Origin of the sequence: Xanthomonas sp. WHRI 6108, from assembly GCF_040202385.2 — a bacterium.
GTDB lineage: Bacteria > Pseudomonadota > Gammaproteobacteria > Xanthomonadales > Xanthomonadaceae > Xanthomonas > Xanthomonas arboricola.
Genome location: NZ_CP168198.1, coordinates 1,973,394 through 1,996,067, shown reverse-complemented (window position 1 = coordinate 1,996,067; position 22,674 = coordinate 1,973,394). Strand labels below are relative to the sequence as shown.

Annotated in this window: 18 protein-coding genes and 1 tRNA gene; 4 read left to right on the top strand and 15 right to left on the bottom strand. The window is 65.3% G+C overall.

Annotation, left to right across the window (positions count from 1 at the left end; all coding sequences use genetic code 11):
• Positions 1–61: 61 nt before the first annotated feature.
• Positions 62–1,624, bottom strand: coding sequence for a sodium/sugar symporter (locus ABQ039_RS08670; RefSeq protein WP_039509865.1), 1,563 nt, complete (start codon positions 1,622–1,624; stop codon positions 62–64).
• Between the two features lie 257 nt (positions 1,625–1,881).
• Positions 1,882–4,494 carry an exo 1,3/1,4-beta-D-glucan glucohydrolase gene (locus tag ABQ039_RS08665; RefSeq protein ID WP_184610556.1) on the bottom strand — a complete coding sequence of 871 codons (2,613 nt, stop codon included), beginning with the start codon at positions 4,492–4,494 and terminating at the stop codon, positions 1,882–1,884.
• 435 nt (positions 4,495–4,929) lie between these two features.
• On the opposite strand from ABQ039_RS08665, the gene ABQ039_RS08660 reads away from it, so the two are divergent.
• Positions 4,930–6,885, top strand: coding sequence for a PhoX family phosphatase (locus ABQ039_RS08660; RefSeq protein WP_026064900.1), 1,956 nt, complete (start codon positions 4,930–4,932; stop codon positions 6,883–6,885).
• 487 nt (positions 6,886–7,372) lie between these two features.
• Here the strand turns inward: ABQ039_RS08660 and ABQ039_RS08655 are convergent, their stop codons facing one another.
• The 8 genes from ABQ039_RS08655 to pcnB all read right to left on the bottom strand — a co-directional run bounded on the left by ABQ039_RS08655 (position 7,373) and on the right by pcnB (position 14,116).
• Entirely contained in the window at positions 7,373–7,996 is a 624-nt protein-coding gene (locus ABQ039_RS08655) for an AAA family ATPase (protein ID WP_184610558.1), read from the bottom strand.
• Between the two features lie 3 nt (positions 7,997–7,999).
• Positions 8,000–8,344 carry a type II toxin-antitoxin system prevent-host-death family antitoxin gene (locus ABQ039_RS08650; RefSeq protein WP_184610560.1) on the bottom strand — a complete coding sequence of 115 codons (345 nt, stop codon included), beginning with the start codon at positions 8,342–8,344 and terminating at the stop codon, positions 8,000–8,002.
• Positions 8,345–8,501: 157 nt separating this feature from the next.
• Entirely contained in the window at positions 8,502–10,016 is a 1,515-nt protein-coding gene (gene pgi, locus ABQ039_RS08645; RefSeq protein WP_104542045.1) for a glucose-6-phosphate isomerase, read from the bottom strand.
• Complete coding sequence (panD, locus tag ABQ039_RS08640; protein ID WP_024939767.1) at positions 10,013–10,393, bottom strand: aspartate 1-decarboxylase; 381 nt, start codon at positions 10,391–10,393, stop codon at positions 10,013–10,015. The genes pgi and panD overlap by 4 nt, the downstream gene beginning before the upstream one ends.
• A gap of 176 nt (positions 10,394–10,569) precedes the next feature.
• Positions 10,570–11,412, bottom strand: coding sequence for a pantoate--beta-alanine ligase (gene panC, locus ABQ039_RS08635; RefSeq protein ID WP_039510409.1), 843 nt, complete (start codon positions 11,410–11,412; stop codon positions 10,570–10,572).
• Positions 11,409–12,224 (bottom strand): 3-methyl-2-oxobutanoate hydroxymethyltransferase, encoded by an 816-nt coding sequence (panB, locus tag ABQ039_RS08630; RefSeq protein ID WP_039510407.1) that lies wholly within the window; start codon positions 12,222–12,224, stop codon positions 11,409–11,411. The genes panC and panB overlap by 4 nt, the downstream gene beginning before the upstream one ends.
• Before the next feature lie 35 nt (positions 12,225–12,259).
• A complete protein-coding gene (gene folK / locus ABQ039_RS08625) occupies positions 12,260–12,745 on the bottom strand; it encodes a 2-amino-4-hydroxy-6-hydroxymethyldihydropteridine diphosphokinase (protein WP_047125494.1) in 486 nt (161 codons plus the stop codon).
• A 3-nt stretch (positions 12,746–12,748) separates the two neighbouring features.
• Complete coding sequence (gene pcnB / locus ABQ039_RS08620) at positions 12,749–14,116, bottom strand: polynucleotide adenylyltransferase PcnB (protein ID WP_024939771.1); 1,368 nt, start codon at positions 14,114–14,116, stop codon at positions 12,749–12,751.
• Positions 14,117–14,163: 47 nt separating this feature from the next.
• On the opposite strand from pcnB, the gene ABQ039_RS08615 reads away from it, so the two are divergent.
• A tRNA-Glu gene (locus tag ABQ039_RS08615) sits at positions 14,164–14,238 on the top strand.
• Positions 14,239–14,676: 438 nt separating this feature from the next.
• On the opposite strand, the gene folE2 is transcribed toward ABQ039_RS08615, so the two are convergent.
• Together folE2 and ABQ039_RS08605 are read right to left on the bottom strand one after the other, a co-directional pair.
• A complete protein-coding gene (gene folE2, locus ABQ039_RS08610; RefSeq protein ID WP_349777856.1) occupies positions 14,677–15,606 on the bottom strand; it encodes a GTP cyclohydrolase FolE2 in 930 nt (309 codons plus the stop codon).
• Positions 15,607–15,642: 36 nt separating this feature from the next.
• Positions 15,643–16,803 (bottom strand): N-acetylmuramoyl-L-alanine amidase, encoded by a 1,161-nt coding sequence (locus tag ABQ039_RS08605; RefSeq protein WP_349777857.1) that lies wholly within the window; start codon positions 16,801–16,803, stop codon positions 15,643–15,645.
• A gap of 219 nt (positions 16,804–17,022) precedes the next feature.
• On the opposite strand from ABQ039_RS08605, the gene ABQ039_RS08600 reads away from it, so the two are divergent.
• Positions 17,023–17,247, top strand: a complete 225-nt coding sequence (locus tag ABQ039_RS08600; RefSeq protein ID WP_349777858.1) for a hypothetical protein — start codon at positions 17,023–17,025, stop codon at positions 17,245–17,247.
• 210 nt (positions 17,248–17,457) lie between these two features.
• A complete protein-coding gene (locus ABQ039_RS08595; protein ID WP_184517803.1) occupies positions 17,458–17,925 on the top strand; it encodes a hypothetical protein in 468 nt (155 codons plus the stop codon).
• Here the strand turns inward: ABQ039_RS08595 and ABQ039_RS08590 are convergent.
• From ABQ039_RS08590 to xylA, 3 genes are all read right to left on the bottom strand, one after another.
• The gene (locus tag ABQ039_RS08590; RefSeq protein ID WP_349777859.1) at positions 17,879–19,417 is read right to left on the bottom strand and encodes an MASE1 domain-containing protein; all 1,539 of its coding nucleotides are present in this window, start codon (positions 19,415–19,417) and stop codon (positions 17,879–17,881) included. The genes ABQ039_RS08595 and ABQ039_RS08590 overlap by 47 nt on opposite strands.
• Before the next feature lie 400 nt (positions 19,418–19,817).
• Positions 19,818–21,245, bottom strand: coding sequence for a sugar porter family MFS transporter (locus tag ABQ039_RS08585; protein ID WP_349777860.1), 1,428 nt, complete (start codon positions 21,243–21,245; stop codon positions 19,818–19,820).
• Between the two features lie 87 nt (positions 21,246–21,332).
• Positions 21,333–22,670 (bottom strand): xylose isomerase, encoded by a 1,338-nt coding sequence (gene xylA, locus ABQ039_RS08580; RefSeq protein ID WP_046342382.1) that lies wholly within the window; start codon positions 22,668–22,670, stop codon positions 21,333–21,335.
• Positions 22,671–22,674: the final 4 nt, after the last annotated feature.

The following is a 22,674-nucleotide window of genomic DNA, read 5'->3' as shown; positions in this document are numbered from 1 at the left end:
GCGCGACACCTGAGTGTCGCGCCGCGTGCGTACAGCCAATCTCAGCGGATCGCTCGAGCGATTACCAGAACACCGCGTACAGCGCGATCAGGATCACCACCACCCCGATCGCACCGACCTTGAAGCCCAGCGTGGTGCCGTAGGCCACATCGTCGGTACGGATCAGGTCGCGTGCCTGGGTGGGCGCGGTCATCAACGACACCAGCACTGCCAGCACCAGCGCCGCCACGAACACCACGCCGATGCGGTCCATGAACGGCAATTCCGGCCAGGCAAACTTGAGCGCGAACGACAGCACCACCGAGCCGATCGCCGCGGTCAGTGCGCCGGCCTCGTTGGCGCGCTTCCAGAACAGGCCAAGCATGAAGATCACCACCACGCCAGGCGTAAAGAAGCCGGTGAATTCCTGGATGAACTGGAAGCCCTGATCGAAGTTGCCCAGCAGCGGCCGCGCGGTCAGGATGCCGATCACCACCGCCACGATGGCCACGATGCGACCCACGCGCACCAGCTGCTTCTGCTCGGTCTGCGGGCGGAACTTGGCGTAGAAATCCAGGGTGAAGATCGTCGCCACCGAGTTGATCTTGGAAGCCAGCGAGGCCACGATCGCCGCCACCAGCGCCGCGAACACCAGGCCCAGGATGCCGGTCGGCAACAGCTGCATCATGGTCGGATAGGCCTGGTCGGGCTTGGCCAGGTCCGGCGCCAGCACCACCGCGGCGATGCCCGGCACCACGATCACCAACGGCATCAGCAGCTTCAGGAACGCGGCGAACACCATGCCCTTCTGCGCCTCGCCGATGTTCTTGGCCGCCAGCGCGCGCTGGATGATGTACTGGTTGAAACCCCAGTAACTGATGTTCATCACCCACAGACCGCCCAGCAGCACGCTCAGGCCGGGCAGGTCCTTGTAGAACGGGTTGTCCTTGCTCAGGATCATGTGGAAGTGCTCCGGGTGCGCACTCCACAGGTGCTTGAAGCCGGCCAGCACGCCGGCACCGTCGCCGATCCGTGCCAGGGTCAGTCCGGCCACCAGCAGGCCGCCCAGCACCAGCAGCGTGACCTGCACGATGTCGGTCAGGGCCACCGCTTTAAGACCGCCGTACAGCTGGTAGACCAGCGCGAACACGCCGATCAACGCCAGCGCCAGGGTCTGGTCCATGCCGGTGACCTGGCTGACCGCGATCGACCCCAGCCACAGGATCGAGGTGAGATTGACGAACACGTACAGCAGCAGCCAGAACACCGCCATCAGCGTGCGGATCCACTTGCCGTAACGCTGTTCCAGGAACTGCGGCATGGTGTAGATGCCGTTGCGCAGGAAGATCGGCAGGAAGAACTTGCCGACGATCAGCAGCGTCAGCGCCGCCATCCACTCGTAGGAGGCAATCGCCAGGCCGATCGCATAGCCGGAACCGGCCATGCCGATGATCTGCTCGGCCGAGATGTTCGCGGCGATCAGCGAGGCGCCGATCGCCCACCACGGCAACGACTTGCTGGCCAGGAAGTAATCCTCGGCGCTCTTGCTGTGACCTGCCTTCTCGCGCGAGACCCACTGCGCGAGCACGAAGATGCCGGTCAGATAGACCAGCACAATCACGATATCCAACGTCGCCAAACCCACTGCACTCTCCTGTCTGGCTCTGGGCCGAGCGTCGTGGACCGGACAGGTCTGCAGACTGCCGCCGCCCGCACTGCGTGCGTGGCAGCAGCGCGGCGAACCGCAGCTGCAGGCCGTCCCGGCCGATCGACGCGCGCGTCCCGCGGCGGCTGATGACACCACCGCTGAGGGTGGCCGCTTTGACACGTCGCCGGGGCCGGCGACGCATGTATGGGGTTGTTACCTGGGCACACCCGCAAGCGCGCCTGCGGGTGTGCTGCTTACTTGACCGGGCAGTCGAGCGTGACTTCGGCCTCGTTGAGCGCGCCCAGTGCGATCTTCGACACCGACAGGTCCAGCGCCGCAGCGCTTTCGATGCTGGCGACCTGGGTCAGCTTGGTCACATCCGCACCGGCCACCGCGAAGCACTTCAACGGCACGCCCACCACCTTCCACTGGCCTTGCGGCAGCGCGGCCAGGGTCTTCTGCGCATCGACGCGGCCGCCGCACTTGTCGCCACAGCCCACGCCTAGCCACACCGGCGCGGTCACCGCGCTGTCGCGGCGCACGGTCAGCTGCAACTGCACATCGCCGTTGCTCTCACGCGAGACATCAACCGGCTTGCCGGACACCAGCAACACACTGGAGGCCTTGGCACCGGACCAGACCAGACGCCGCGCATCTTCCTGCGCCTTGTGATCGACCGCGGTCATCTTCAGGCTGCCATCGGACAGACCCACCGGCAGCGTGGTGGCCGGCATGTTGGCCTGGCCGGCATTGGACAGCTGCATCGCAATGCCCAGTGCCGGCTTGCCGCGCACGAAGTACACCCCGCCCACCGACTGCTCGCCGGACACGCCCGATTCCTCCGGCAACGCAGCCAGGTCGCCCTTGTCGGCGTAGGTCAGGCCGAAGCCGAACTTGAACTGCGGGTCGTAATCCTTCTGCCCGACGTTGTTGGCGAACTGCACCGCGGTCTTGGGCCAGGAGAAGCTCAGCTTGCCCTTGAAGTCGTTCTGCACCGTGCCATCGGCCTTGCGCAGCAGCACGTCGGCAATGCCCTCGCCTTCCGAACCCGGCAACCAGGCGGCGACGAAGGCATCGGCGGCGTTGATGTACTGGTTCATCCACAACGGACGCCCGCTCAGGAACACCGCCACCACCGGGATGCCTTCGGCCTTGAGCTTCTTGATCAGCGCCAGCTCGCTCTCGTCGCCCGGCTTGTACAGCAGGGTGGCGATGTCGCCCTGGAACTCGGCGTACGGGTTCTCACCGAACACCACCACCGCCACGTCGGGCTTGGTCTTGTACGCACCATCGACTGCCAGCTCGGCCTTGCCGCCGGCAGCCTTGATCTGCTTGTCCAGGCCTTCCCAGATGGTGTTGCCATTGGGGTAGTCGCTGCGCTTGGTGCCGGTGCCCTGCCAGTTCAGCGTCCAGCCGCCGGACTGCTTGCCCATGTCGTTGGCACCGTCGCCCAGCACCAGTACGCGCTTTTTTGGATCCAGCGGCAGGATGCCGGCCTGGTTCTTGAGCAGCACCAGCGACTCGCGCACCGCCTGGCGGGCGATCGCGCGGTGTTCCGGCGCGCCGAGCAATTCGTACTTGCCGCCGAGCGGGCGCTTGGACGGCTTGCCGGCTTCGAACAGGCCCAGGCGCAGCTTGACGCGCAGGATCCGGCGCACCGCATCGTCCAGGCGCTCGGCCGAGATCTGGCCCGACTTCACTGCCGCCAGTTCGGTCTCGTAGATGCCCTTCCAGCTGTCGGAGGCCATCGCCATGTCGACGCCGGCAATGAACGAGGCCGGGCAGTTTTCGTTGGTGCAGCCCTTGACCTGGCCGTGGCCATTCCAGTCGCCGACCACGAAACCGCCGAAGTTCATGCGGCCCTTGAGCACGTCGGTCAGCATGACCTTGTTGCCGTGCATCTTCTCGCCATTGAAGCTGTTGAACGAGGCCATCACCGTCTGCGCACCGGCCGCGATCGCCGGCGGGTAACCGGCCGCGTGGATATCGCGCATGGTGGCTTCGGACACCTTGGTGTCGCCCTGGTCCTTGCCGTCGGTGGTGCCGCCGTCGCCGACGAAATGCTTCACCGAGGAAATCACGTGGCTGCCATCGAGGAACTGCGGGGTGCCCGGCACGCCCTGCACGCCTTCGACCATCTTGCCGGCGAAGCTGGCCACCACGTCCGGCGACTCGGAATAGCCTTCGTAGCTGCGGCCCCAGCGGTCGTCCTGCGGCACCGCCACGGTCGGCGCGAAGGTCCACTCCATGCCGGTGACGCGGGTTTCGGCGGCGGTGACTTCGCCGATCTGCTTGATCAGCTCCGGGTTGCGCGTGGCGCCCAGGCCGATGTTGTGCGGGAACAGCGTGGCGCCGACGATGTTGCTCTGGCCGTGCACCGCATCGATGCCGAAGATGATCGGAATCGCGTTGCCGCCCTTGGAAGTGTCCATCGACGCTTCATAGAAGGCGTCGGCCAGCTTCAACCATTCGGCCGGGCTGGCGTCGTACTTGCCGCCCGGATCGGAATTGCCGCCGGCCAGCACCGAGCCGATGCGGTACTTGCGCACATCGTCCGGGGTCATGCTGGCGATGTCGCCCTGGATGGTCTGCGCGACCTTCTCTTCGACGCTCATCTTGGCCATCACATCGGTGATGCGCTGCTCCAGGGCCTGGTCCTGGGCGAATGGCCACTTCGGCGACGGCCACTGGTCGGGATGGATCGTGGTGGACGCCTCGGCAGGTGCGGCGGCCGGCGCGGTCTTGCTCGCCTCGGCAGCGGTGTCCTTGCCTTGGCAGGCGGCCAGCATCAACACCGCAGCGGCGGTGGCCAGAGAGAGGGCACGACGCGCCCCGGGCGCGGCGGTACGACGAAGCAGCTTGTCCAAGATCCAGATCTCCAGGTGGTTCTCCCCACGGCAATGCGTGACGCCGCAGGCCATTAGGCGGCGTACGCTTGCGTGATTCCCCTACCCTGTCAACAACACGCGCTTGTATGCCAAACGCCGGCCAACTTATTGGCCCGGGCTATAGGCTTGGAATACCGGCAGCACCTGTCAAACCACGGCAAAGCGCCGAATCCGGCGTGGCGCTTGATCTTTCGCGGCGGCGCAGTTTGCTGCAATGCACCACTGTCCGCGATCACTATTGCGCAGCTCCTGTCACCTGCACGCGCGTTGCTGGGTTCGCTTGTTGCACCGTGTACGAACGCCCGCCAACGGGTGAGCTCGCCGTCAAACAACTGTCATACCCCGGGCCTAGCGTGACCGGCTTGCCGATGCGCCACCGGCCATCGTTGATCGCCGTCTTTGCCTGGAGTTTCGATGTCTGCCTCCCCCGATCCCGCCCGCCGCCGCCTGATGCAGTTGCTGGCGTCCGTCCCGCTGTTGCCGCTGGGCAGCGCCAGCGCCGCCGCCCTGCAACACCTCGGCGGCGCGGCACTGGCCGCACACCCGTTGCGGCCGTCGGACAACCCGACCCAGCTGGTGTCGGCCACCTTCCATGGCATGCCCGCACCCAGCCTGGCCAACCCCGCGGCGATGGCCACCACCACCGTGGGGTCGGCGCTGACAGTGGCGCGCAGCGACGGCAGCACCCAGCGTTATGCGCTTGCGTACCACCCGTTCTTCGTCACCGGCGACCAGGTGCCCGACGGCAAGGGTGGCACCGTGCTGGCCGGTGGCTATTACGACATCCAGCATCGGCCGATCATCGACCGCTCCAAACCCGGTGCCGAACGCCCGTTCTTTTCCGATTGCCCGGACGGCTCCTCGCTGCTGACCCTGCCCGATGCCAAGGTGCCCGGGGTCAAGGGCAACCACGTGTTTGCGGTGGTGCAGTTCGAATACACCACCCGCGACCAGGCCGGCAACGACACCAACCGCCACCTGCCTGCGCCGATCGCGGTGCTGACGCTGGATCAGGACCCGGCCACCGGCAAGCTGTCGCTGGTGAAGTACCACAACGTCGACACCGCGCCGGTGCACGGGCTGTGGACCACCTGCGGCGCCAGCCTGTCGCCGTGGAATACCCACCTGTCCAGCGAAGAGTACGAACCCGACGCCACCGCGCTGGCCGGCAACACCCAGTTCCGCAGCTACAGCACGCATCTGTACGGCGACCCGGAAAAAGCCAATCCGTACCACTACGGCCACCTGCCCGAAATCACCGTGCACCCGGACGGCACCGGGAGCGTGCGCAAGCACTACTGCCTGGGCCGCATCTCGCACGAGCTGGTGCAGGTGATGCCCGACCAGCGCACCGTGCTGATGGGCGACGACGCCACCAATGGCGGTCTTTTCATGTTCATCGCCGACCGCAAGGCGGACCTGTCGGCCGGCACCTTGTACGTGGGCAAGTGGCAGCAGACCTCGGGCGTGGGCCCGGGCGCGGCCACGTTGCGCTGGATCAAGCTCGGCCACGCCACCAGTGCCGAGATCCAGGCCATGGCCGACCGCCTGACCGCTGCCGACATCCTCGACGTGCATCTGAGCGACCCGGGCGATGCCTCGTTTACCAAGATCCCGTTCAACGGCACCTTCAACTGGATCCGCATCAAGCCGGGCATGGAGAAGGCGGCGACTTATCTGGAAACCCATCGCTACGCGGCACTGGCCGGCGGCAGCCTGGGCTTCACCAAGCTCGAAGGCACCACCGTCAACGCGCGCGACAAGATTGCCTACATGGCGATGTCCTACATCGTCACCAGCATGCGCAACGGCTCGGGCGACGTGAAGGTGGAAGGCCCGGATGCGGGTGCGGTGTACGCCCTGAATCTGCGTGGCGGCCAGCGCGACAACCACGGCGCGCCGATCCACAGCGACTGGGTGCCGATCGACATGGCCGCACCGGCCGCGCTCACCGGCCACGATCTGGCCAAGGCCGACGCGCTGGGCAACCTGGCCGACCCGGAACGGCTGGCCAACCCGGACAACCTCAAGTTCTCCGAAGCGCTGCGCACCTTGTTCATCGGCGAAGACAGCAGCCTGCACGTGAACAATTTCCTGTGGGCCTACAACGTGGACAGCGGCACGCTGACGCGGGTGCTGTCGGTGCCGGCCGGCGCCGAATCCACCGGCCTGCATGCGGTCGACCAGATCCACGGCTGGACCTACGTGATGAGCAATTTCCAGCATCCCGGCGACTGGGAAAGCCCGCTGCACGACACCGTCAAGGCCACGCTGGATCCGCTGATCCGCGCCAACTACAAGAACCGTTTCGGCGCGGCGGTGGGCTACCTCACCGGCGACCCGGTGGCGGTGAAGCTGGGCAAGGCGTAAGCGCCGCCGTTGCAGTTGCAACGCGCGTGAAGCTGCAGCCGACACGTGCTACGTGGCGTTCTCGCTGCTGTCGCAAGGCCAGTAGGAGCGCACCTGGGCGCGAAGAGCTTTCCCGGTATGGCCTGTCGCGCCCGGGTGCGCTCCTACGGGTGAGACTCACACGTGCAGCATGGCGTTTCCGCTGCTGTCACAAGGCCGGTAGGAGCGCACCTGGGCGCGAGGAGCTTTCCCGGTATGGCCTGTCGCGCCCGGGTGCGCTCCTACGGGTGAGGCCGAACGTGCAGCATGGCGTTCTCGCTGCTGTCGCAAGGCCGGTAGAAGCGCACCTGGGCGCGAAGAGCTTTCCCGGTATGGCCTGTCGCGCCCCGGTGCGCTCCTACGGGTGAGGCCGAACGTGCAGCGTGGCGTTCTCGCTGCTGTCGCTAGGCCGGTAGGAGCACACCTGGGCGCGAGAAGCGGATCAGACCGCAAGTGCCTGAGCGCGCGGTCAGGACTGCCGCAACTCCAGCGCCGCCATCACGATGGGCTTGGCCCAATCGGGCACCTGCGCCAGTTCTTCGGGCGTTTGCGGGTATTGCAGGCCGTTGCGGTCCAGTTCCAGCACCAGCAGCGGCGCGACCTGCCCGGTCGCGTCGGCAGGCGCGCTGTTGTCGTAGACATGCAGCACCGACAGGTGCGGCAACAGCGCGATCAGGTTGGCACGCGAGGCATCGTAACGCTCGCGGATCTTGTGCTCGGGGATGGCATGCCCGCCTGCGGCCACGCGCGCCGCCACACGTGCGATATGCAGCTCGACGCTCGACAGGCCGCAGCACCAGATCGCCACCGTGTGCGTCGCGCAGGCCTGCCGCAGCAGGCGCGGGATGGTGGTCGCGCCCAGGGTGGTTTCGAACGCATAGTCATGGCCGGCGTCCATGGCCTGACGCAGCCGCCGCACGCCTTCCTGCCAGGCTTCCGCATTGGCGTCTCCGGGTGACCAGCCCTGCGCCACCAGGTCCCGGGTGAACGCATCCGGGTTGAACCAGGTGGCGCCATCTTCCCGCAGCAGGCTGCCCAGCAGCGAACTCTTGCCGGCGCCGTTGACGCCGGCCAGCACCAGAATGTTCCCCACGATTTAGAGCGACGGCCCCAGCGCGATCTTGCTGCCCCGGCGTGCCGGCTTGCCGATCACCTGGGCCAGGCCTGCGCCGTCGGTCACCGCCGCAAGATGCGCATCGAACATGGTCTGCAATACCTGCAGCGACTGCGCACGCGTCGAGGCGGCCGTCGCTGCACTCGCCTGGCTGACCAGCCGGCGGTATTCCTCCGCGTCCACCACCACCGCCTCGGGGTGATTGTGGTTGGTGATGACCACTGCGCCATGCGAGCGCACCTTGCGCATCAGGCTGGGCCAGCCCTTCACCTTGATGTCGGCGGCGGGGGATTTTTCGAGCTCGGGCAGATCCTGGAGGCGAGACATGGGACGGTCCTGCGCGCTGTGGTGGCCCCAGCCTACTCCCAACGTCCCATTTTGGGAAATTTGGCCATTTGGCCCAAATTTATTGCCACGCAGGAACTCCAGAAACGAAACGGGGCCCGCAGGCCCCGTCGTCTGACACCATCGATGCGCGACAGGCTCAGCCGCGCAACTTGGCCAGCAGCTCGCGTGTCACCGGGTCGGCCACGTCGGCCGACTCGCCCTTCAGCGCCGGCAGCAACTGGCTGGCCAGCTGCTTGCCCAGCTCCACGCCGAACTGGTCGAACGCGTTGATGCCCCACATCACCGACTGCACGTAGACGCTGTGCTCGTACATCGAGATCAGCGCACCCAGCGCCTGCGGGGTCAGCGCATCGAGCAGGATCACTGTGCTCGGGCGGCCGCCCGGATAGCTGCGGTGCGGATCGCTGCTGTCCTGGCCGTTGGCCAACGCTTCGGTCTGCGCCAGCACGTTGGCCATCAGCGCGACGTGGTTCTCCGCATACGGATCGTCGTTGTGCACGGTGCCGATGAAATCGGCCGGCACCACGCTGGTGCCCTGGTGCAGCGCCTGGAAGAAGCTGTGCTGCACATCGGTGCCCGCACCGCCCCACCACACCGACACGGTGTCGCTGTCCACTGCAGAACCGTCGAGCTTGACCCGCTTGCCCAGGCTTTCCATCACCAGTTGCTGCAGGTAGGCCGGCAGCAGGGCCAGGCGCTGGTCATAGGTCATCACCGCATGCGTCGCGCTGCCGAGCAGGTTGCGGTTCCACACCGCGGTCAGGCCGTGCAGCACGGCGACGTTTTCCTCCAATGGCGTGTCGAGCACATGCGCGTCGAATTGCGCAGCGCCTTGCAGCAATTGTTCGAAACGTTCGAAGCCGATCGCCAGCGCGATCGGGAAACCCACCGCCGACCACAGCGAATAACGCCCACCGACCCAGTCCCACATCGGCAGCACGCGGCTCGGCGCGATGTCGAATGCCTTGGCGGCGCGCTCGGGATTGGCACTCACCGCGTACAGGCGCTCGCTGCCGCCCAGCCAGGCGTGCAGGATGCTGCCGTTGAGCAGCGTTTCCTGAGTACCGAAGGTCTTGGAAATCAGGATGCCGGCGGTGTGTGCCGGGTCCAGCGTGGCCAGCGTGCGCTGCATCGCCGCGCCGTCGACATTGGAGACGAAATGCACGCGGAAACGCGCACCCGACGGCGCACGCAAGGCATCGGCCACCAGCCGCGGCCCCAGGTCCGAACCGCCGATGCCGACGCTGACGATATCGGTGACGTCGGTGGCTTCCAGCTGCTGGATCAGCGCGCCCATGCGTTGGCGGACTTCCGCAGCGGTGGCATACGCTTCGGAGGCCACCGGCGCATCGGTCAGGTCGCCGCGCAATGCGGTGTGCAACGCAGCGCGCTGTTCGGTGACATTGACCTGCTCGCCGCGGAACAGGCGCTGGAACGCGCCGGCCAGGTCACGCTCGCGCGCGATGGCGAACAAGGCATCCAGCGCGGCGCGGTCGTACTTCTGCCGCGCGAAATTGAAATACAACGGACCGACCTGCCTGGCGTATTGCGTCGGCCGTTGCGGCTCGGCGGCAAGCAATGCGGGGATGGCAGCGCCGCGCAGGCGCTGGGCGTGGGCGTGAAGCGCGTCGAATCCGTTGGTATGTGTCATGCGGCCTGCGTGGGGATGCTGTGGTTGGTGTGGGTGATCGTGTTGCTGCCGTCCACGTATACCAGATTGGGCTTGAAGGTCTCGGCTTCGGCTTCGCTCATGCTGGCGAAGGCGGCCACGATGATCAGGTCGCCGACCTGCACGTGACGCGCGGCGCCGCCGTTGAGCGAAATGATGCCGCTGCCTTCGTCGGCGCGGATGGCATAGGTGCTGAAACGCGCACCGTTGGTGACGTCCCAGATATGCACCTGTTCGAACTCACGGATGCCGGTGGCTTCCAGCAGCAGGCCGTCGATGGCGATCGAGCCTTCGTAATTGAGCTCGGAGTGGGTGACGGTGGCGCGGTGGATCTTGGCTTTCAGCAGGGACAGGTGCATGACGGGCAACGGCAAAGGAAAGCCGGCATTTTAGCGGAAAGCGCCGGTGTCCACCGGCCTGCCGCGCAACCGGCGGTGAGGGCTTCAGGCCGGCACTGGACAACCGCGCCTGTGCGCAGGATCGCAGACGTCGCCGGTCGCGGCCTGACGCAGCGCCCGCAGCGGCATCAGACCGCTCAGAATTCCAGGTTGTCGATCAGCCGCGTGCTGCCCAGACGGGCGGCGATCAGGGCCACGCGCGCGCCGGCATGGCTGTCGCCCGGTTCGCTCAGGTCGGGCAGCCGCACCACCGCGTAATCGACGCGGAAACCGGCCTGTTCCAGCGCCTGGGTGGCGGCGTCCTCGACCTGCGCACGCGGCGTACCGGCGGCGTAGCTGTCGCGCATCTGCAGCAGCACCTTGCGGATCTGGGTCGAGCGCGGGCGCTCGTCGGCGGTCAGATACTGGTTGCGCGAGCTCATCGCCAGGCCGTCGGCCTCGCGCACGATGCTGCCGCCCAGGATCTCGATCGGAAACGCCAGGTCGGCCACCATCTGGCGGATCACCGCCAGCTGCTGATAGTCCTTCTTGCCGAAGGCGGCCACGTCCGGCTGCACCTGGTTGAACAGCCGCGCCACCACCGTGCACACGCCGTCGAAATGCCCCGGCCGGCACACCCCTTCCAGCACGTCGCTGACGCCCGGCGCGTGGATCGGTGTGGCCAGTGCGGTGCCGAGCGGATACATGGTATCCACGTCGGGCAGCCACAGTGCATCGCAACCGGCGTCTTCCAGGCCGCGCAGGTCGGCCTCGGGCGTGCGCGGGTAACGTGCGAAGTCTTCGTTGGGGCCGAACTGGGTCGGGTTGACGAACACGCTCGACACCACGCGGTCGGCGTACTGGCGCGCCAGCATCACCAGCGAATAGTGGCCGGCGTGCAGGTTGCCCATGGTCGGCACCAGCGCCACGCGCAGGCCCTCGCGCTTCCAGCCGGTGACCAGTGCGCGCAGGGTGGAAAGATCGGTCAGGGTCTGGATCATGCGGCGTACGCGTGCGCTGCGTCGGGGAAGCTGCCGTCGCGCACGGCCTGCGCGTAGGCGCGCACCGCGCCCGCCACCGAGCCGCCTTCGGCGAGGAAATCCTTGACGAACTTGGGCCGGCGGTGACCGCTGTCCAGGCCCAGCATGTCGTGCATCACCAGCACCTGGCCATCGCAGCCGGGGCCGGCGCCGATGCCGATGGTGGGCACGCCGAGCGCGGCGCTGATCTGGGTGGCGATCGGCGTGGGCACGCATTCCAGCACGACCAGGCTGGCACCGGCGTCGACCACGGCCTGCGCGTCGCGGCGCAACTGTTCGCCGGCTTCGCCGCGCCCCTGCACCGTGTAACCGCCGAAACGCAGCACCGATTGCGGGGTCAGCCCCAGATGCGAGCAGACCGGGATCTCGCGCTCGACCAGATAGCGGATCACCTCGAGCTTGTGCCCGGCGCCCTCGATCTTGACCATCTCCGCGCCAGCCTGCAGCAGTTGGGTGGCAGCGTCCAGTGCGCGCTCTGGCGTGGCATCGGCCTGGAACGACAGATCGGCCACCAGCAACGCCCGCTCCAGCACCCTGGCCACTGCGGCGGTGTGGTAGACCATGTCGGCGGTGGTTACCGGCAAGGTGGAATCGTGCCCCTGCACCACCATGCCCAGCGAATCGCCAACCAGGATCAGGTCGACGCCGTTGGCATCGAAGGTCCGCGCAAAGCCGGCGTCGTAGGCGGTCAACATGACCAGTTTTCGACCCTCGCGCTTGGCCTGCGCCAAGGCGGGCACGGTCCAGGGCTTGCTGTCGGTATGGCTGCTCATGAAGTCATTACGTGGGGTGATAAGCCGCCCATTATCTACCCAATCGGCTCCAGCCCGCAGACATCGATGGCCTGCAGGGCGTGTCGCACTGTTCCATGGCCCGGAATGATCGCCTCCGGAGCGAGCTCGGACAGCGGCAGCAGCGCAAAGGCGCGCGCCTGCAGATGCGGGTGCGGGACCTGCAGGCGTGGCAGGTCGATCACCTGATCGGCGTACAGCAGCAGATCCAGGTCCAGCGTGCGCGGGCCCCAGCGCTCGCCGTCGATACGCTGCCGGCCGAAGGCCTGCTCGATGCCGAGCAAGGCCTCCAGCAGTTGCAATGGCGCCAGCGCAGTACGTAGCTGCGCCACCGCATTGATGAAATCGGGCTGGTCTTCGCGGCCCCAGGCCGGCGTGCGATACAGGCGCGAGGCGGCAATCAGGGTGGATTGCGGCAGCTCGCCCAGTGCGGCGATGGCCGCGCGCACGCTGGCCTCGGCCGGGCCCAGGTTGGCGCCCAGGCCGACGAAGGCGGTGTGCACGCCCTACTCGCCTGCCGGCGCGCCGGTGCGACGGCGGCGGCGCCGCCGCTTGCGCGGTGCACCTTCCTCGCCTTCGTGATCGGCCTGCGCGGTTTCGATCGCATCGACCAGTTCCTGGCCGGAGGACTTCTGCGCCTCGCGCCAGAACTCCACATCGGCGGCGTGATCGGCCGAGGCGAACTGGCGCAACACCAGGAAATCGAACGCGGCGCGGAAACGCGGATGCGACAAGGTGCGGAACACGCGCTTGCGCTGACGCGAGGAGAAGCGCGTCTGCAGCAGCCAGATTTCCTGCATCGGCAGCGAGAAACGGCGCGGCAGCGCCACGCGCTCGAGCTGATGCAGGGTGACCCGGTCGGCGGCGCGACGCTGCGCGTCTTCCGGCTGCACGCCCTGCGCCTGCAGGCCCATCAAGGTGCGGCAGAACGCCGGCCAGAGCAGCAGGGCGAACAGGAACGCCGGCGACACCGGCTCGTCGTTGGCCACGCGCGCATCGGTATTGCGCAGGCCTTCCAGCACCATGGCGCGCAATGCGCCACTGCGGTTGGAGCGCAATGCGGCCGCACTCTCCGGGAACAGCGCACCGAGCAGGCCGTAACGCTCCAGCCCCTCGAAACTGGCCACACCGTGTCCGGACAGGAACAGCTTGAGAATCTCTTCGAACAAGCGCGCCGGCGCGGCCTCGGACAACAGCCCGGCCAGGCGCGGGATGGGTTCTGCGGTACCGGCTTCGATATCGAAGTTCAGCTTGGCCGCCAGACGCACCGCGCGCAGCATGCGCACCGGATCTTCCTGGTAGCGCAGTTCCGGGTCGCCGATCAGCTTCATCAGGCGCGCCTGCACGTCCTCGAAGCCGCCGCAGTAGTCGCGCACCGAGAAATCCTCGATCGCGTAGTACAGCGCGTTGCAGGTGAAGTCGCGACGGATCGCATCGTCTTCGATGGTGCCGTAGACGTTGTCGCGCACCAGCCGGCCGTTATCCAGCTCGCGGTCGCCGCTGCCGTCGTCAATGTTGGCGCGGAACGTGGCCACTTCGATGATCTCGCGGCCGAACACCACATGCGCCAGGCGAAAGCGGCGGCCGATCAGGCGACAGTTGCGGAACAGCGCTTTGACTTCTTCCGGCGTGGCGCTGGTGGCCACGTCGAAATCCTTGGGATGGCCGCCGACCAGCAGGTCGCGGACGGCGCCGCCGACCAGGTAGGCACCAAAGCCCGATTCGCGCAGGCGGTACAGCACGCGCAGCGCGTTGGGGCTGATGTCCTTGCGCGAGATGGTGTGCTGATCGCGTGGGATGACGCGCAGCGTGAACGGAGATGTAACTGAGGGTTCGATGATGGCGCTTCCGTCTTGTGTTGCAGGATTGCCCAACGGGTTTTAGCGCACTATACTAGCGCGCTGCACAAGACGCACCAAACGCTCCCTTCGTCTAATGGTTAGGACGTGGCCCTCTCAAGGCTAAAACAGGGGTTCGAGTCCCCTAGGGAGCACCACCGTCGTCTGACTGCAGAACACGCCAAGACCCCGCACTGCGGGGTTTTTGCGTTATTGGGCATGGGTGGTTGCCGCTGGTCGGGTGGATGCGCCTCGAGCCCGCCCAGGGTCAGATAAGCGGAGCTCCCATGGCAACGCCATCGATCCGAGGTGCTGAGATGCGCCGACTGGCTGAGGCTGGTTACGGCGCCGGGCGCTGCGGGTTGCGCCTTGCCGCCGATCGCGCACTTCAGTTCTGCGGCTGCACGTCGTGCAACCTGGCGTGGGCGCATGGGCGTGGCTCTTGCCGATCACCCCAATAAAAAAATCATGTAAGGCCCAATCAACACATAGGCCTGCGCGACCGCGCGTCCGCATCGCCGCAGCGTGCGATCGACCTCGCATTGGCGCGCAGCAACGGCAGATCGACGTGGATGTTTGCATTGCATGGCAACTCCTCACTCGGCGAAGGAAGGAAACGCATCGGCATCGGCACTACTGTCGGTTTCGGCGGTGGCGTCATGTGCATGCAGACTTTCCAGGTGGCGCACTGCCACATGGAAGACGGCGTGGCGCTCGGCCAGCACCTTGCGCAACCGCCGCGCGGCATCTTCGACATACATCAGGTTGGCGCCATTCAAGCGGGCAAACGCCTGCTCGTCGATGCGCCGTACCGCCGCCTGTACCGGCGTCGCCAGCGCCTGTTCGCACAGGCCGACCAGCTCGCGGATGTCCAAGCGCTGCGCGCATGCGCTCAGCTCCACGCGCACCTGCGCCACGCTGCGCTGGCTATGCGGCGTGGCGTACGAACCGTTGTGTTGCAGCCATTGCGCAACCTCTGCGAGCGGTAACGCATCGCGTCCTTGGTGCTGCTGCAAAAACGCATCGCTCAGCAACTGGCGCGACAAGGCCGCCGAACAGGGACAGGTGGAGGCATACAGCACATCGACCTGCAACTGGATCTCGGTGCGGCCTGCCCTGGATTGCGCATCGATGCGCACCGGATAGGCGCGCCAACCGCTCAGCCCTTCGCTGCGCAGCGCCGGCATCCGCAGCATCAACTCGAAGTTCAGCCCCGGCCGCGCCGCACGGCTGCCGCAATCGGCATGACTGTCGATCAGCGCCTGCAGCAGCTGCGACACCATCGCCGGCGACACCGGCTGCTCCAGATGCCGATCCAGCAGGCGGTACAGGCGCGACATGTGGATGCCCTTGAGTTCCGGGCGCGGCAGATCCACCTGCACGCTGGCACGCGCGGCCACGCTGCCGCCGGGCCCGGCATCGGCCAGCCGCAGCGGCACGGCGATGTCCCGCATGCCGACCCAGCGCAGCGGCGCGCTCAGTGTGGAAGGTTCGGTAACGGCAACATCGGGCAGCATGGCGGACATCGAAAGCTCGTAGAAGGAGATGAGGGCAATCGCGCCTCAGGCGCGACCGGGAAACATCTGGAAGTAATCGTCGATACCGGCATGCAGCGTGTGCGCCAGTTCGTCCTGATGCGTATCGCCGCACAGCCGCCGGCAATCGTCGCGATTGCTCATGAAGCCGGTTTCCACCAGCAGCGACGGAATATCCGGCGACTTCAACACGGCAAAGCCGGCCTGCCCGACCTGGTCCTGATGCAGCCGCGTCACCTGCTGCAGCCGCCCGAGCATCACCTTGCCGAACGCCACGCTGCTGGCGATGGTGCCGCTCAGCGACAGGTCGGCCAGCACCTGCGACAGCACCGGATTGCTGGGCACCCGCAGACGGCGCGCACTGTCGCCCATGTCGTCGGCGGCGTTTTCGCTGTCGGCGATCCAGCGCGCCAATGCAGAGCTGGCGCCGTTCTGCGACAGGGCAAACACCGACGCGCCGCGCGCCTGGCTGCTGGGCGCAGCATCGGCATGGATGGACACGAACAGATCGGCATTGCGGCGATGGGCGATCAACACCCGCTCGTGCAACGCCACGAAGCGATCATCGCTGCGGATCATGGTCGGCCGGTAACGCGGATCGGCCGCCAGGCGCTGGTGCAGCCGCCCCGCGACCGCCATGGCCACATGCTTCTCGTAGCGCGCATCGGCACTAACCGCGCCGGGATCCTTGCCGCCGTGACCGGCGTCGATGGCGACCACGTAGGGATGCAGGCGGGAGCGCGTGGGCGCAGCCGCCGCAACGGCCGGCTCGGCGGGATCGGCTGCGGACAACGACGCAGTGCCGGGCACAGCAGCAAGATCGACCACCAGCGCACCATCCTCCCAGCGCGCCGTGGCTGTCAGCGGCTGCACCAGATCGAGCACCACGCGCAGCCCATCGCCGTGCGGGCCGCTACGGATGGCGACGACCGCGAGATCGTCAGGCAATGGATCGATCTGCGGTGGTTGCGTCGAAACGCCCGGCAGGTCGATGACCAAGCGCGCTGGATTGGACAGGCTGAAGCTGCGGTAGGCGACCTGCGTACTCAATGCGAGCCGAAGTCGCAGTCCCGCGCCCTGACGCTGCAGATTGCAACTGCGCAGCAGCGGCTGCGGCTGCGCGTGGACCAGGTGCGGCGACAGCACCAAGGCGGCACCGACGGCGTGCAACACCTGCCGCCGCCTCATCGAGCCAACCCCGGAGGATCGACGTGGCCACCGCGCCACTTGGAGCACGGACGGTTCGGCATGGTGACCAGGCAAACGACACTCTGCGGCAAGGAACGCGACACGGCGTGACCGGACGAACGATGGATGAAGTGTTATAAAGTAACACTTGTTGCGCAAAATCAAGCCCGCCGTGCCCCGCCACTGCCCTCACGTTCACTTTTACCGAAGAGCGCCACGATGTCCCTCGCCATCCCCGACAGCTATACCGCCTGGCGCCACTGCATCGAAGTCGACTGCGCCCAGCCGCTGACCGCCCCTTTCATCGCCCAACGACTCGCCAGCCTGCGCGACCTCGGCGACCACCACACCCAGCAGTTCTTGCGTCGTTGGGGCGAATCTCATCACCGGCGAGTGATTGGATGGTTTGAACGTGCCGGTGGCGAACTCAAGCCGAGCCGCTAAATAGCGCGCGCGCTCCAGCACTGCACATCACGCCTGACCGGATAGGTCCAGGTAACAGCGGATGCGGTCGACTGTTCCTCGCTGATCGGCGGACGGTATGCCGCAGCGATTTTCTGCGACAAACAATCAACAAAATCTGCCATTCAACACGTAACGTATAAGCGCCTGAATCGCAGGCGGAGTTGCCCCATGCAGGGGGAAGGCAAAATCATGAAGAACGCAAAAACCTGGCCTATAGCTTTTTGTTTAATCGTCGGACTCTTCGCATCGAGCGCGGCGATGGCTGATTGCTGTCCCAGTGGCGGCATCGGCGCGCCCGCCGTCGGGCTTGGCGATAGCAATCCCAAGGCAGCCAACCTCGCTATGGACTCCTCGCTTGCCATCTACGAGTTCCATCGTGATGGCGTGACATATTTGCAAATCAACGACGTCACCGGTGTGGTCCACGCTGTCGTCGCCCGGGTGGATGACGCTCTATGGACCCTACCAATGGGCAAGGATGTGGATCGCGTTGTATTGCCCAAGAAAAATAAAATCTCCTCAGCTCCAAGCCTGAGCGAGCTGACTGCAAACGATGCAGCCCAGCTCAATCAAGCCCAACTTGTCTATAAGACAAGAAACTTCACAGTGCTCACACGGCGCGGAGCAACTGGGGATCAGTGGATCGTGTCTCCCTGACCAGTACGGGATTGGCTTCAGCCACCAGGAATGTCAGAACCAATGCATGGCGGCGATGAAACATGCCGCCATGCGCTTTCAATCTTGCTTTCAGTTCTGCTTCTACGTCATTCGAGTCGCGCCGTACCGCGTCAACCGATGAGGAATCAGCAATAACACGCACTGCAACACCACGCGTCTCCCTCGCTATCCATGCACGCACCTGGATGAAATGCCTACCAGCCGGAGGCAGAATCTCGACGCAATTGAGCACACTGCGATAGGCACTCAACTGTAGCTCCAAAGACAGGCTCCTACAGTCGCCACGAAACACACATTGGAACTTGGAAGCGCAGAAGCGCTCAAGCGCCGGCGAACATAGCGCTTGATACAACCCATGCGTTTCTATTTCCAACGGATACAATGCAGCCACATATTGCTGCAACAGCTGCGATTCGATAACACCCACTCGTGTCATCTCCATCGCAACCGAATGCTGCCCTTTTGCTCTCAAATCGGCCACCACATCTTTGCGCATCCGATTGATCTGCACATTGATGTCGGAGTATTCAAGCACGCGATTGCGCAACAGGCGCTCGGCGCTGGCGTAACTTGCGCGACCAAAGGTATAAATATCATCCTTCGACTGATTCGATATACCGCCGCGGGCAGGCTCACGCAGACGGGCGTTGAAGACAAACAGAATCGTCGTCACAAACGCATAAAGCAGTTGGATATTGAAAACAGCCTGATCAAAGAACCCGAGCTGATACACCTTAGGCATCGAGAACTCAAGCGCAAAGCTTGCCAACAGCGCCCCTAAGGCATTCCCTCTCCACCCATGCCTGAAAGTCAGTACCACCATTGGTACGAGCATCGCGACCATCAAAACGTTTCGAATCGATGGATCATTCAGGACACTAAGAGTGAAGAAGAAGCTGAGGACAACAACCACAGCGACACCAACATCCCGCGGAAAACTGGAACGCACAGGGCTCTCATTCCAATTGGCCCACAACATTACCGGCAACAACAGGGTGAGCACGCCGAGATAGCTGCCCGCCCCATATCGCAACAGCAGGTCTATTACAGGGTAGATCGGCGGCCCACCGAGCAGCCCATTCAATAACAGGCTGCATAACGCATTCCAAAGCGCTAGCGCGAGAGCCGCGGGGACAAGCCACTGCTCCCGCTTGACGATGTAAGGAACGCGGTAACGCAGCAGTCCAATCGCACAGGCGATCAAGGGCGCGTGCAATAGGGGGCTCAAATACGACCAGAGCGGGCTGAACCCCTGAAGCTCGCCCAAAGGAATCCGCAGGAACAACATCGCTGCGGCGTCCCCCGCCAACAGAAACGGCCACTCCCGATAAGGTCGATAGAGCAAGGTAACAACCCGCAAACCAACTGGTAGGTACCACTGATCAAGGGAAAAACGCCAAAGCATCAGAAACACCAGGCAGTAGCACACGCTGATCAGCATGCCCCTGACAAGCTCTTTAGCTACCGCCATACCACCACTCCTTGGTTCCACGATTCGCCCTAGTCTGGAGGGAAACTGCCTGGTGGAGTATAGCGGTGGCGCACAATTTGCAAAAAGAGCCGGTGCCCTTGCAGGCGGTTATCCCCGTTGAAGACGCGCATTGCACTTTGGTGGTGCGTTGGGCCACATGGGAATCAGGTCGCCTGACACAGCACAGGCCGGAGCAGCAGGCAGTCACGAGACGACGCATGCACCCAATCCAGCCCGACGATGACAGCCAGCGCGATTGGGGCGCCTGCAGCGATGCAGCGATGCAGCGATGCAGGCATGCGAGACATCGGCAAGGTCCCGGCGAGACCGTCAACGAACAAGGCCGCGCAGTGCGCGGCCTTGTTCGTCTTCCATGCCGATATCCGCATAACGGGGGAGATCAGCCCTCCATCTGCTCCAGCTCCTTGCCCTTGGTCTCGTAGACGTACTTGAGCACGAAGAACACCGAGATGAAGGCGGCGACGGTGTAGATGCCGTACGCGCCGGCCAGGCCGATGCTGCCGAGCAGGATCGGGAAGCTGACGGTGATGGCGAAGTTGGAGGTCCACTGCGCGGCGCCGGCAATGGCCAGGCCCGAGCCGCGGATCTGGTTCGGGAACATCTCGCCCAGCATCACCCACATCACCGGGCCCCACGAGGCATTGAAGAACACCACGTACACGTTCGCGGCCACCAGCGCGAGCATGCCCATGGCATCGGACATGGCGAGCTTGCCGTTGGGGTCCAGCGAGGCGGTGGCGAAGGCATAGGTCACCAGGGCCAGCGAGACCGCCATGCCGGCCGAGCCGATCCACAGCAACGGCTTGCGGCCGATCTTGTCGACCAGCATCACCGTGACCAGGCAGGCGCCGATGCTCAGGCCACCGGAGAGCACGTTGATCAGCAGTGCGTCCTGCTCGGAGAAGCCCACCGCCTGCCACAGCACCGCGCCGTAATAGAACACCACGTTGATGCCGACCAGTTGCTGGAATACCGCCAGGCCCACACCGATCCAGACGATCGGGCGGATCTTGCCGGTGGCCTTGTTGATGAGGTCGGAGAACTTGGGCTTGCGCTGGTCGGCCGACATCGAGGCCGAGATCTCGGCCAGCTTGGTCTGCGCGGCGGCGTTGCCGTATAGCCGCTTCAACACCACCAGCGCCTGCTCGCGGCGGCCCTTGACCACCAGGTAGCGCGGGCTTTCCGGGATGACCAGCAACAGCAACAGGAACAGCAGCGAGGGAACCGCCTGCATCCAGAACATCCAGCGCCAGGCGGCCTGCCCGGCCCATAGCGGCTCGGTGGAGGCACCGGCGGCGTTGGCCAGCAGGTAGTTGCTCAGAAACGCGCAAAACAGCCCGCTGATGATGGCGATCTGCTGCATCGTGGCGAGCCGGCCGCGATAGCGCGCGGAGGCGACCTCGGCGATGTAGGCCGGCGAGATGACGCTGGCGGCGCCCACCGCAAAGCCGCCCATCACGCGAGCGAAGATGAAGAAGCCGGAACTGTGCGAGGCACCGGCGCCAATGGCCGAGAGCAGGAACAGTGCCGCAGAAATGATCAGGACCGCACGGCGGCCCCAGCGGTCGGCCAGACGGCCGGCAAAGAAGGCGCCGATGGCGCAGCCCAGCAGCATCGAGGCGACTTCGAACCCGGTCTCGGCGGCGCTGGAATTGAAGGTCTGCTTCAGGCCGTCGACAGTGCCGTTGATCACACCGCTATCGAAACCGAACAAAAAACCGCCGATCGTGGCTACGCAACTGATCAGGACGATAAAACGGGTGTTCTCACCGGCATCGGGGGCGCCGTTTACGGAGACACTGGACATGGATTCACCTGGAAGCATGCAAGGGAGCGGCCACGGGGGCGGCCGACATCGGCCGGCGACGCGCAGTGCGCCGCCGGCCACGGGACATCAACGGGTCAGATACTGGTTGATCAGGTTCTCGTAGGCTTCCTGACGGCCGCTGAGCTGCTTGGGTTCGTTGCCGGCGGCGTACTTGGCCAGATCCACCAGCGTGCTGCTGCCGTTGGCAAAGTCCGCGCCCGCGCCGCTGTCGAAGCTGGCGTAGCGCTCGGCGCGCCACTGCTCCAGCGGCGAGGAGGTCAGCAGCGCATTGGCCACTTCCAGCCCGCGTGCGAACGCGTCCATGCCGCCGATATGCGCCAGGAACAGATCCTGCGGGTCGGACGACTCGCGGCGTACCTTGGCATCGAAGTTCAGCCCACCCGGTGCCAGCCCGCCCTGGCGCAGCACCACCAGCATCGCGCCGACGGTGTCGTACAGGTCGGTCGGGAACTGGTCGGTATCCCAGCCGTTCTGCGGGTTGCCGCGGTTGGCATCGATGCTGCCGAGCAGGCCGGCGTCGGAGGCCACCTGCAGGTCGTGCTCGAAGCTGTGGCCCGACAGCGTGGCGTGGTTGGCCTCGATGTTGAGCTTGAAGTCCTGGTCCAGGCCGTGCTGACGCAGGAAGCCGATCACCGTGGCGCTGTCGAAGTCGTACTGGTGCTTCATCGGCTCCATGGGCTTGGGCTCGATCAGGAAGTTGCCGGTGAAGCCGATCGCGCGGCCGTAGTCGCGTGCCAGGGTCAAGAAGCGCGCCATATTGTCCTGCTCGCGCTTCATCTGGGTGTTGTGCAGGCAGGCATAGCCTTCGCGGCCGCCCCAGAACACGTAGTTCTCGCCGCCCAGCTCGACGGTGGCATCGATGGCGGCCTTGACCTGCACCGCCGCACGCGCGACGACATTGAAGTCCGGATTGGTCGACGCACCATTCATGTAACGCGGGTGCGAGAACAGGTTGGCGGTGCCCCACAGCAGCTTGATGCCGGTGTCGGCCTGACGCTGCTTGGCGATGCCGACCATGTGCTTGAGGTTGCTCTGGTACTCACCGATGTCGTCGGCATCGGGCGACAGGTCGATGTCGTGGAAGCAGTAGTACGGCACGCCGAGCTTGGTGAAGAACTCGAACGCGGCATCGGCCTTGGCTTCGGCGCGATTCAACGCGGTGTTGCCGATATCCCACGGGTACGCGCGCGTGCCCGGGCCGAACGGATCGGCGCCGTTGCCGCAGAAGCTGTGCCAGTAGGCCACGGCAAAGCGCAGATGCTCGGCCATGGTCTTGTCGCCGACCTGCTTGTTGGCGTCGTAGACCTTGAACGCCAGCGGGTTGTCCGAGTCGCGGCCTTCGAAGCCGATCTTGCCGATACCGGGGAAATATTCCTTGGCGCCGATGTAGACGGTGTTGCTCATGGGG

What these genes read in the sequence shown, in the direction of transcription:
- ABQ039_RS08585 (WP_349777860.1), bottom strand. Translation starts at nt 21,245, where the DNA reads ATGTCCAGTGTCTCCGTAAACGGCGCCCCCGATGCCGGTGAGAACACC.
- ABQ039_RS08595 (WP_184517803.1), top strand. Translation starts at nt 17,458, where the DNA reads ATGAAGAACGCAAAAACCTGGCCTATAGCTTTTTGTTTAATCGTCGGA.
- xylA (WP_046342382.1), bottom strand. Translation starts at nt 22,670, where the DNA reads ATGAGCAACACCGTCTACATCGGCGCCAAGGAATATTTCCCCGGTATC.
- pgi (WP_104542045.1), bottom strand. Translation starts at nt 10,016, where the DNA reads ATGACACATACCAACGGATTCGACGCGCTTCACGCCCACGCCCAGCGC.
- ABQ039_RS08590 (WP_349777859.1), bottom strand. Translation starts at nt 19,417, where the DNA reads ATGGCGGTAGCTAAAGAGCTTGTCAGGGGCATGCTGATCAGCGTGTGC.
- panC (WP_039510409.1), bottom strand. Translation starts at nt 11,412, where the DNA reads ATGATCCAGACCCTGACCGATCTTTCCACCCTGCGCGCACTGGTCACC.
- ABQ039_RS08660 (WP_026064900.1), top strand. Translation starts at nt 4,930, where the DNA reads ATGTCTGCCTCCCCCGATCCCGCCCGCCGCCGCCTGATGCAGTTGCTG.
- folE2 (WP_349777856.1), bottom strand. Translation starts at nt 15,606, where the DNA reads ATGTCCGCCATGCTGCCCGATGTTGCCGTTACCGAACCTTCCACACTG.
- ABQ039_RS08650 (WP_184610560.1), bottom strand. Translation starts at nt 8,344, where the DNA reads ATGTCTCGCCTCCAGGATCTGCCCGAGCTCGAAAAATCCCCCGCCGCC.
- panB (WP_039510407.1), bottom strand. Translation starts at nt 12,224, where the DNA reads ATGAGCAGCCATACCGACAGCAAGCCCTGGACCGTGCCCGCCTTGGCG.
- ABQ039_RS08605 (WP_349777857.1), bottom strand. Translation starts at nt 16,803, where the DNA reads ATGAGGCGGCGGCAGGTGTTGCACGCCGTCGGTGCCGCCTTGGTGCTG.
- panD (WP_024939767.1), bottom strand. Translation starts at nt 10,393, where the DNA reads ATGCACCTGTCCCTGCTGAAAGCCAAGATCCACCGCGCCACCGTCACC.
- ABQ039_RS08600 (WP_349777858.1), top strand. Translation starts at nt 17,023, where the DNA reads ATGTCCCTCGCCATCCCCGACAGCTATACCGCCTGGCGCCACTGCATC.